Origin of the sequence: Actinospica durhamensis (genome assembly GCF_018139695.1) — a bacterium.
GTDB lineage: Bacteria > Actinomycetota > Actinomycetes > Streptomycetales > Catenulisporaceae > Actinospica > Actinospica durhamensis.
The window spans coordinates 1-7,664 of sequence record NZ_JAGSOG010000349.1 but is presented as its reverse complement, the minus strand read 5'-3'; the positions used below and the strand labels follow the sequence as shown (position 1 = coordinate 7,664).

Annotated in this window: 7 protein-coding genes; 6 read left to right on the top strand and 1 reads right to left on the bottom strand. The window is 70.0% G+C overall.

Translation table 11 applies throughout. The features are described 5' to 3' along the window. Nucleotides 1–588 precede the first annotated feature (588 nt). The 3 genes from KDL01_RS36990 to KDL01_RS36980 all read left to right on the top strand — a co-directional run bounded on the left by KDL01_RS36990 (nucleotide 589) and on the right by KDL01_RS36980 (nucleotide 3,881). On the top strand, nucleotides 589–1,962 hold the full coding sequence (locus KDL01_RS36990) for an ABC transporter substrate-binding protein (RefSeq protein WP_307846768.1): 1,374 nt from the start codon (nucleotides 589–591) through the stop codon (nucleotides 1,960–1,962). Between the two features lie 117 nt (nucleotides 1,963–2,079). Then, a complete protein-coding gene (locus tag KDL01_RS36985; protein WP_212533373.1) occupies nucleotides 2,080–3,018 on the top strand; it encodes a carbohydrate ABC transporter permease in 939 nt (312 codons plus the stop codon). After that, nucleotides 3,015–3,881, top strand: coding sequence for a carbohydrate ABC transporter permease (locus KDL01_RS36980; protein ID WP_212533372.1), 867 nt, complete (start codon nucleotides 3,015–3,017; stop codon nucleotides 3,879–3,881). Before KDL01_RS36985 ends, KDL01_RS36980 begins: the two co-directional genes overlap by 4 nt. A gap of 36 nt (nucleotides 3,882–3,917) precedes the next feature. Here the strand turns inward: KDL01_RS36980 and KDL01_RS36975 are convergent, their stop codons facing one another. Beyond that, the gene (locus KDL01_RS36975) at nucleotides 3,918–4,724 is read right to left on the bottom strand and encodes a DeoR/GlpR family DNA-binding transcription regulator (protein WP_307846767.1); all 807 of its coding nucleotides are present in this window, start codon (nucleotides 4,722–4,724) and stop codon (nucleotides 3,918–3,920) included. 68 nt (nucleotides 4,725–4,792) lie between these two features. On the opposite strand from KDL01_RS36975, the gene galT reads away from it, so the two are divergent. Genes galT through KDL01_RS36960 form a run of 3 tightly spaced genes read left to right on the top strand, consistent with a single transcriptional unit; the run spans nucleotide 4,793 to nucleotide 7,630 of the window. Next, nucleotides 4,793–5,848, top strand: coding sequence for a galactose-1-phosphate uridylyltransferase (gene galT / locus KDL01_RS36970; protein WP_307846766.1), 1,056 nt, complete (start codon nucleotides 4,793–4,795; stop codon nucleotides 5,846–5,848). A gap of 44 nt (nucleotides 5,849–5,892) precedes the next feature. Further along, nucleotides 5,893–7,068 (top strand): galactokinase, encoded by a 1,176-nt coding sequence (gene galK / locus KDL01_RS36965; protein WP_212533370.1) that lies wholly within the window; start codon nucleotides 5,893–5,895, stop codon nucleotides 7,066–7,068. A 4-nt stretch (nucleotides 7,069–7,072) separates the two neighbouring features. Further along, the gene (locus KDL01_RS36960) at nucleotides 7,073–7,630 is read left to right on the top strand and encodes a YbhB/YbcL family Raf kinase inhibitor-like protein (protein ID WP_212533369.1); all 558 of its coding nucleotides are present in this window, start codon (nucleotides 7,073–7,075) and stop codon (nucleotides 7,628–7,630) included. Nucleotides 7,631–7,664 lie beyond the last annotated feature (34 nt).

The window sequence follows — 7,664 nt, the reverse complement described above, 5'->3', positions numbered from 1 at the left end:
CCGCCCGCCCTCTCCCCCTCGGTGCTTCACCCGACGCCGTCCGCTTCATGACGGGAGCGGCCCGCGTCGCGCCGGGTGCGGCCCTCGCGACGCGGGCTCGCTCGAATCCCGGGCCCCGCCCCGCCTTCGCCGACGCCTGAACCACCACTTCCCGCGTGCGCGCCCGGTGTTTCCCCGTGCGCTCCCGGCCTTCGCCCGGTACAGAACGGGCTGAATCGAACAGGCCGGCACGCACGCGCCCCACCTCAATGTTCGTTAATGTTCGATTCTGCGCGCTCTTCTCCACCGCCCAGCGCGGCCTCGCGCGCGCCCGTAGACATGTCGCAGTGTACTTAAACCCTCGCCACCATTGATCTTTAGCCCTGACGCTCCGTCACATCTGATGTGCCGTCATATCTCAGACTGGTAAAGGTTTCTTGACAAGGTTGTCAGGGCACGATTGGCTCACTGCATCGCTGTTGGTTCACGTTGAATATCTGCTGCAAAGCGTTCGGACTTGTCGGGCAGGTCCAGTGCGGCCCGCGGTCCGGTCCTGTGCGCCCACCGCACAGGTCTCCCTTCGCATTGACGCACCCTGGAGGCAGTTCCGTGACCTCGCTCCACCACGCATCGTCATCGGCATCTCCCACCCACACCCCGTCCTCGTCCGTCTTCGGCGCCGCCGCCCACGAGGCACCCACCCTCGGCCGGCGCGGACTGCTCAAGGGCATGCTCGCCACGGCCGGAGTGGCCGCGCTTCCGTCGCTGGCCGGATGTTCCAGCTCCTCGTCCGGCGGCGGAGGTTCGAGCAGCACCGTCTCGTTCGGCTCGAACGCGGCCGTGCCCGAGCCCAAGGGCGCCTACCAGAGCCTGTTCGCCGCGGCCAAGAAGGCCACCGGCCTGACCGTCGAGGTGAACTGGGTCGACCACAACACCTTCCAGCAGAACATCACCACCTACCTGCAGGGCAATCCGCAGGACGTGTTCAACTGGTTCGCCGGGGAGCGCTGCCAGTACTTCGCCGCCCAGGGCCTGGCGAGCAACGTCGACGACGTCTGGAGCGTCATCGGCGGGTCCTACAGCGACGCGATGAAGGCGCAGAGCAAGGGCGCGGACGGGCACTACTACTTCGTGCCCTTCGACTACTACCCGTGGGCCGTGTTCTACAGCAAGAGCCTGTGGTCGGCCAAGGGCTACAGCGCGCCGAGCACCTGGGACGAGTTCATCACCCTGGCCCAGAAGATGAAGACGGACGGCCTGATCCCGCTCGCCTTCACCGACAAGGACGGCTGGCCGGCCATGGGCACCTTCGACTACCTCAACATGCGGCTGAACGGCTACCAGTTCCACATCGACCTGATGCGCACGGGCCAGGGCTGGAACTCCAGCCAGGTGGCCGCCGTGTTCGACCAGTGGCGCCAGCTGATCCCGTACTACTCCCCCGGATTCCTCGGCCTGACCTGGCAGGAGGGCGCGGCCCAGCTGCTGAACAAGCAGGCCGGGATGATGGTGCTCGGGCTCGACCAGATCGGCACCATCTTCACCGGGGCCAAGGCCGACGACCTCGGCTTCTTCCCCTTCCCCGAGATCAACCCGACCTACGGGCAGGACTCGGTGGAGGCGCCCATCGACGGCTTCATGGTGTGCAAGTCGCCCAAGAACCGCACGGGCGCGGTCAAGCTGCTGGAGTACCTCGGCACGGCCGGCGCGCAGCAGACCTGGCTCGGCTCCAACCCGGCCGACATCGCGACCGCCAGCGGGGTGGACACGACCAAGTACACCGCGCCGCAGACCGCCGCGATCTCGCTGATCAACAGCGCGAAGAACCTCTCCCAGTTCATGGACAGGGACACGCTGCCGAGCTTCGCCGACCCGGTCATGCTCCCGGCCATCCAGCAGTTCCTGAGCAGCCCGAACAACGTCTCCTCACTGCTGTCCGGCATCGACGCGCAGGCCAAGACGATCTTCTCGACCACCGGCTGAGTCCGCCCGAGCCACGCAGTGCCCTGTGACACCCCCGCGGGCCCCAGGCTCGCGGGGGTGTCGGCCCGCTGCCCGCACCCCGCCCGGCCGGGCGGCCGCGAGAGAGACGACGACACGATGACGAGCATCTCCACCGTCCCCCCACCACCGAGGCGCCGCGCGCGGCTGCGCCGGCTCTCGGGTCGCGACCGGGTCGTGCTGACGGCGATGGCGGGCCTGCCGCTGCTGCTTTCGGTCTGCCTGGTCTGGCTGCCCGCGCTGGCCACCGTCGCGCTGTCCTTCTTCAACTGGACCGGCATCGGCGGGTTCTCCCAGATGAAGCCGGCCGGCCTGGAGAACTACCGGATCATCTTCACCATCTACCCCGAGTTCCCGCCCGCGATCGAGCACAACCTGCTGTGGCTCGGGGTGTTCTTCGCCGTGCCCGCGCCGTTCGGTCTCTTCCTGGCGCTGCAGCTGCACAAGCAGATCCGCTTCTCCCGGATCTACCAGTCGATCCTGTTCCTGCCGGTGGTGCTCTCGCTGGCCCTGGTCGGGTTCATGACCGAGCTGGTCTTCTCCCCCACCCAGGGCCTGGTCAACAACCTCACCGGGCACGCCGGGCAAAACGACCTGATCGACTGGATCGGCAATCCGCGGCTGAACATCTGGGCGGTGCTGATCATGGCGTGCTGGCGCCAGACCGGCTACGTCATGATCCTGTTCCTGGCCGGGCTCAAGGCGGTGGACCCCTCGCTGCAGGAGGCCGCGTCGCTGGACGGGGCGAACGAGTGGCAGTCGCTGCGGCACGTGATCTGGCCGGCGCTGCGCCCGATCAACGTGGTGGTCGTGGTGATCACCGTGATCGAGTCGCTGCGCGCCTTCGACATCGTCTACATCATCAATCAGGGCACGAACGGCCTCGAGCTGCTCTCCACCCTGATCACCACCAACCTGATCGGCGAGACCAGCCGGATCGGCTTCGCCTCAGCGCTCGCCACCATCCTGCTGGTGATCTCGCTGGCCTTCGTGCTGCCGTACGTCTACAGCACCTTCCGGAAGGACACCCGGCCATGACCGCGCGGCGCCCCCGGACCCCCCGGATCTTCCTGCACTGCTTCCTGGTCGGCACCTGCGTGGTGTGGATCGCGCCGGTGCTCTACGCGCTCTACACCTCGCTGCGCCCGTACGCCGACACCGAGGCGCACGGCTACGTGTCCGTCGGCGGGCACTACAACCTGTCCAACTTCACCGACGCCTGGAACGCGGCGGACCTGCCGCTTTACTTCAAGAACTCGGCGATCATCACGCTGCCTGCGCTGGTGATCACGCTCTGGCTGGCCAGCATGGTCGCGTACGTGGTGGCCCGGCACAGCTTCCGGGTCAACCTGATCCTGCTGCTGGTGTTCACCGCGGGCAACCTGCTGCCGCAGCAGGCGATCATCACCCCGCTCTACAAGCTCTACATCACCGTGCCGCTGCCGTCCTGGCTCTCCGACTCCGGGCACCTGGACGACAGCTTCTTCGGGCTGATCCTGATCCACGTGGCGTTCCAGACCGGGTTCTGCGTGTTCGTGCTGTCCAACTTCATGCGCACGATCCCGCAGGAGCTGTCCGAGGCCGCGCGGGTGGACGGCGCCTCGGAGTGGCGCCAGTACCGGCAGATCGTGCTGCCGCTGTGCCGCCCGGCCCTGGCCGCGCTGGCCACGCTCGAGTTCACCTGGATCTACAACGACTTCTTCTGGGCCACGGTGCTCATGCAGACCGGCGCGAACCGGCCGATCACTGCGGCCCTGAACAATCTGACCGGGCAGTTCTTCACCGACAACAACCTGATCTCGGCGGCCTCGATGATCGTGGCCGTGCCCACGCTGGTGGTCTTCTTCGTGCTCCAGCGCCACTTCGTCGCCGGGCTCACGCTGGGCGCGAACAAGGGCTGAGCGGGCACCGGCCGGGCCCACCGGCCCGGCACGGGCTCAGAGCTCGGCCAGCAGCAGGTCCCCGACGAACTCGGCGGCCGTCTCGCGGGCGTCGGGGGCCAGCGCGGAGTCGGTGATCCACAGGTCCACGTCGCTGAGCCGGGCGAATCCGGCGAGGCCGGTCAGACCCCACTTGGTGTGGTCGGCCACGGCCACGACGCGGCGGGCGGAGGCCACCAGGGCGCGGTTGGTCTCCGCCTCGGCCAGGTTCGGGGTGGAAAGGCCCGCCTCGGGCGAGATGCCGTGGCTGCCCAGGAACACCGCGTCGAAGTGCAGGCTGCGGATGGCCGCGTCGGCCACCGGCCCGACCAGCGCGTCGGACGGGGTGCGCACGCCGCCGGTGAGCACCACGGTGGGTCCGCCGCTGGCGTGCCCCGCGGTGTAGAAGCGTTCTGCGATGCGGATCGAGTTGGTCACCACGGTCAGGCCGGGCACCGCGGTGAGCCGGCCGGCCAGCGCGTAGGTGGTGGTGCCGGCGGACAGGGCGATGGCACTGCCGGGGACCACGAGCGCGGCGGCGGCCGAGGCGATGGCCTCCTTGAGCGCGGTGTCCCGGTCGGCCTTGGCCTCGAAGCCGGGCTCGTAGGCGCTCGACTCGCCCACCGCGACCGCGCCGCCGTGCACCTTCTCCAGCTGCCCGGCCCGGGCCAGCGCGTCCAGATCCCGCCGGATCGTCATGTCCGAGACGCGGAACCGGTCCACCAGCTCCGTCACCCGCACCCCGCCGCGTTCGCGCACCTCACGCACGATGGCGGCCCGGCGCTGCCCGGCCAGCAGGCCGCGTTCGCTGTCTGTCTGCGTCACGGCCCTATGCTACCTCTTGTGCGTTTACGTTTGACTGCGTTTGAATACGCGCTATGAAGGGAGCGGGAGTGAAGAAGACCGTGACGACCCTGGCCGACGGCCGGGAGTTGATCTACTACGACGCCGGCGACGGGGAGGCACGGGGCGGGTATCCGGACCGGCGGCCGCTGGAACCGGCCCACCGCAACGCCCAGACCCGCTTCGACGAGCTGCAGGGCGAGTGGGTGGCCATCGCCGCGCACCGGCAGGACCGCACCTACAAGCCGCCGGCCGACCAGTGCCCGCTGTGCCCCTCCACCGAGGACCGGCTGACCGAGATCCCGGCGCCGGACTACGAGGTGGCCGTCTTCGAGAACCGCTTCCCCTCGCTCGGCGGCCCGGACGGCGGGCGCTGCGAGGTGGTCGCCTTCACCTCCGACCACGACAAGTCCTTCGCCGACCTGAGCGAGGACGAGGTGGCGCTGGTGCTCGAGGCCTGGGCCGACCGCACCGGCGAGCTGCTCGCCCGCCCGGACGTGACGCAGGTGTACTGCTTCGAGAACCGGGGCGAGGAGATCGGGGTGACCCTGTCCCACCCGCACGGGCAGATCTACGCGTTCCCCTACGTCGCGCCCAAGATGGACCGGGCCGTGTCCCGCGCCGCCGCGCACCGGGCCCGCACCGGCCGCAACCTGTTCGACGACATGGTCGAGCGCGAGGCGGCGGACGAGCGGGTGATCGAGCAGAACGAGCACTGGATCGCGTTCACCCCGTACGCCGCGCGCTGGCCGTACGAGGCGCACCTCTACCCCAAGCGCCGGGTGGCCGACTTCACCGAGCTCGACGACGCGCAGCGGGCCGCGTTCGCCCCGATCTATCTCAGCCTGCTGCGCCGGTTCGACGGCCTTTTCCCGGCCGCGGACGGCGGCCCGGGCCGCACCCCGTACATCTCGGCCTGGCACCAGGCGCCCAAGCGCGCGCCGGGCGCGCAGACCGAGGTCGCGCTGCACGCCGAGATCTTCACCGTGCGGCGGGCGCCGGGCAAGCTGAAGTACCTGGCCGGGGCCGAATCGGGCATGGGTGCGTTCGCCAGTGACACCACTCCCGAGTCCGCCGCGATTGCGCTGCGCGGTGCCGGACGGTGAATACTGTGGCCACACCCGGTGCAGATGAAGGAGTGACCGACACGATGTCAATCGCCGCGCAGGAGTCCGCGGATGCGGCCCGGAGAATATTCGAATCCGTCTACGGAGCCGCGCCCACCGGGATCTGGGCCGCACCGGGCCGGGTGAACGTGATCGGCGAGCACACCGACTACAACGCGGGTTTCGTGCTGCCGATGGGCATCGACCGGTACACCGCGGTCGCCGCGGCGCCGCGTCTCGACGGGGTGCTGCGGCTGGTCTCGAGCGGCGGGAACACCGGCGTGGTGGAGATCGCGCTGACCTCGCTGGCGCCGGGGGCGCAGAAGGACTGGACCGCCTACCCGGCCGGCGTGGCCTGGGCGCTGGGCGGCGCGGGCGCGCTGCCGGCCGGGTTCACCGGCGCCGACCTGGCCTACTCCTCCGCCGTCCCGGTGGGTTCCGGCCTGTCCTCCTCGGCCGCGCTGGAGTGCGCCACCGGCCTCGCGCTGACCGGGCTGGCCGGGCAGCCGATCTCCCCGGCGGAGCTCGCCCGGCTGACCCAGCTGGCCGAGAACCGGTACGCGGGCGTGCCGTGCGGTCCGCTGGACCAGCTCTCCTCCGCCTTCGCGGCGGCGGACGCGGTGCTGCACATCGACACCCGCAGCTTCGACATCGCCGTGCACCCCTTCGCGCTGCGCGACGCGGACCTGGCCCTGCTGGTGATGAACACCAAGGTCCAGCACCAGCACGGCGAGAGCGGCTACGCCGACCGGCGCGCCACCTGCGAGCGGGCGGCCGAGGCGCTCGGCGTCCCGGCCCTGCGCGACCTGGCGTTCGGCGACCTGGAGCGGGCCGCGACCGTGCTCGACGAGGTGAGCCTGCGCCGGGTACGGCACGTGGTCACCGAGAACGAGCGGGTCAACCGCTTCGTCAGCCTGCTGCAGCTCGGCCCGCTCGAGGGCCCGCGGCTGAACTCGGCCGGGGAGCTGCTGACGGCCTCTCACCTGTCCCTGCGCGACGACTTCGAGGTCTCCTGCGCGGAACTCGACACGGTGGTGGACGCGGCGCTGCGCGGCGGTGCGCACGGAGCGCGGATGACCGGCGGCGGCTTCGGCGGCTGCGCGATCGCGCTGGTGTCGGTAGACCGGCTGGACCGGGTGACCGAGACGGTGACCGACGCGCTGCCCACCGCGGAGCTGTTCACGGTTACTGCCGATCGCGGGGCGTTCCAGGTTTACTAGTCACATGGCTGACACACGCAAAGCGCCGTTCCCGTTCAATCCGTACGATCATCTGCCGGAGGTTGCGACCTTCACCCTCACCAGCACCGATGTGACGGACGGTCAGACGGTCTCGGCGAGGCACACCTCCAAGGCCTTCGGCGTGCCCGGGGGCGAGGACCTCTCGCCGCAGCTGTCCTGGTCGGGCTTCCCGGCCGAGACCAAGTCCTTCGCGCTCACCTGCTACGACCCGGACGCGCCGACCGTGGCCGGGTTCTGGCACTGGGCGGTCGGGGACATCCCGGCGAACGTGACCGAGCTGGCCACCGGCGCCGGCACGCCGGGCTCCCCGGACCTGCCGTCCGCCGCGGTGACCCTGGGCAACAGCGCCGGATTCCGCGGCTACGTCGGCTCCGCCCCGCCGGCCGGGCACGGCGCGCACCGGTACTTCTTCGTGGTGCACGCCGTGGACGTCGAGTCCCTCGGCATCGACGCGTCCACCACGCCGACGGTGCTGGGATTCACCCTGTTCTTCCACACCCTGGCCCGCGCGTACCTGGTGCCGACCTTCGAGGTGGAGTAGAAGCCCGGCGGAAGTCTTCGCCGTGGGGCGGCGG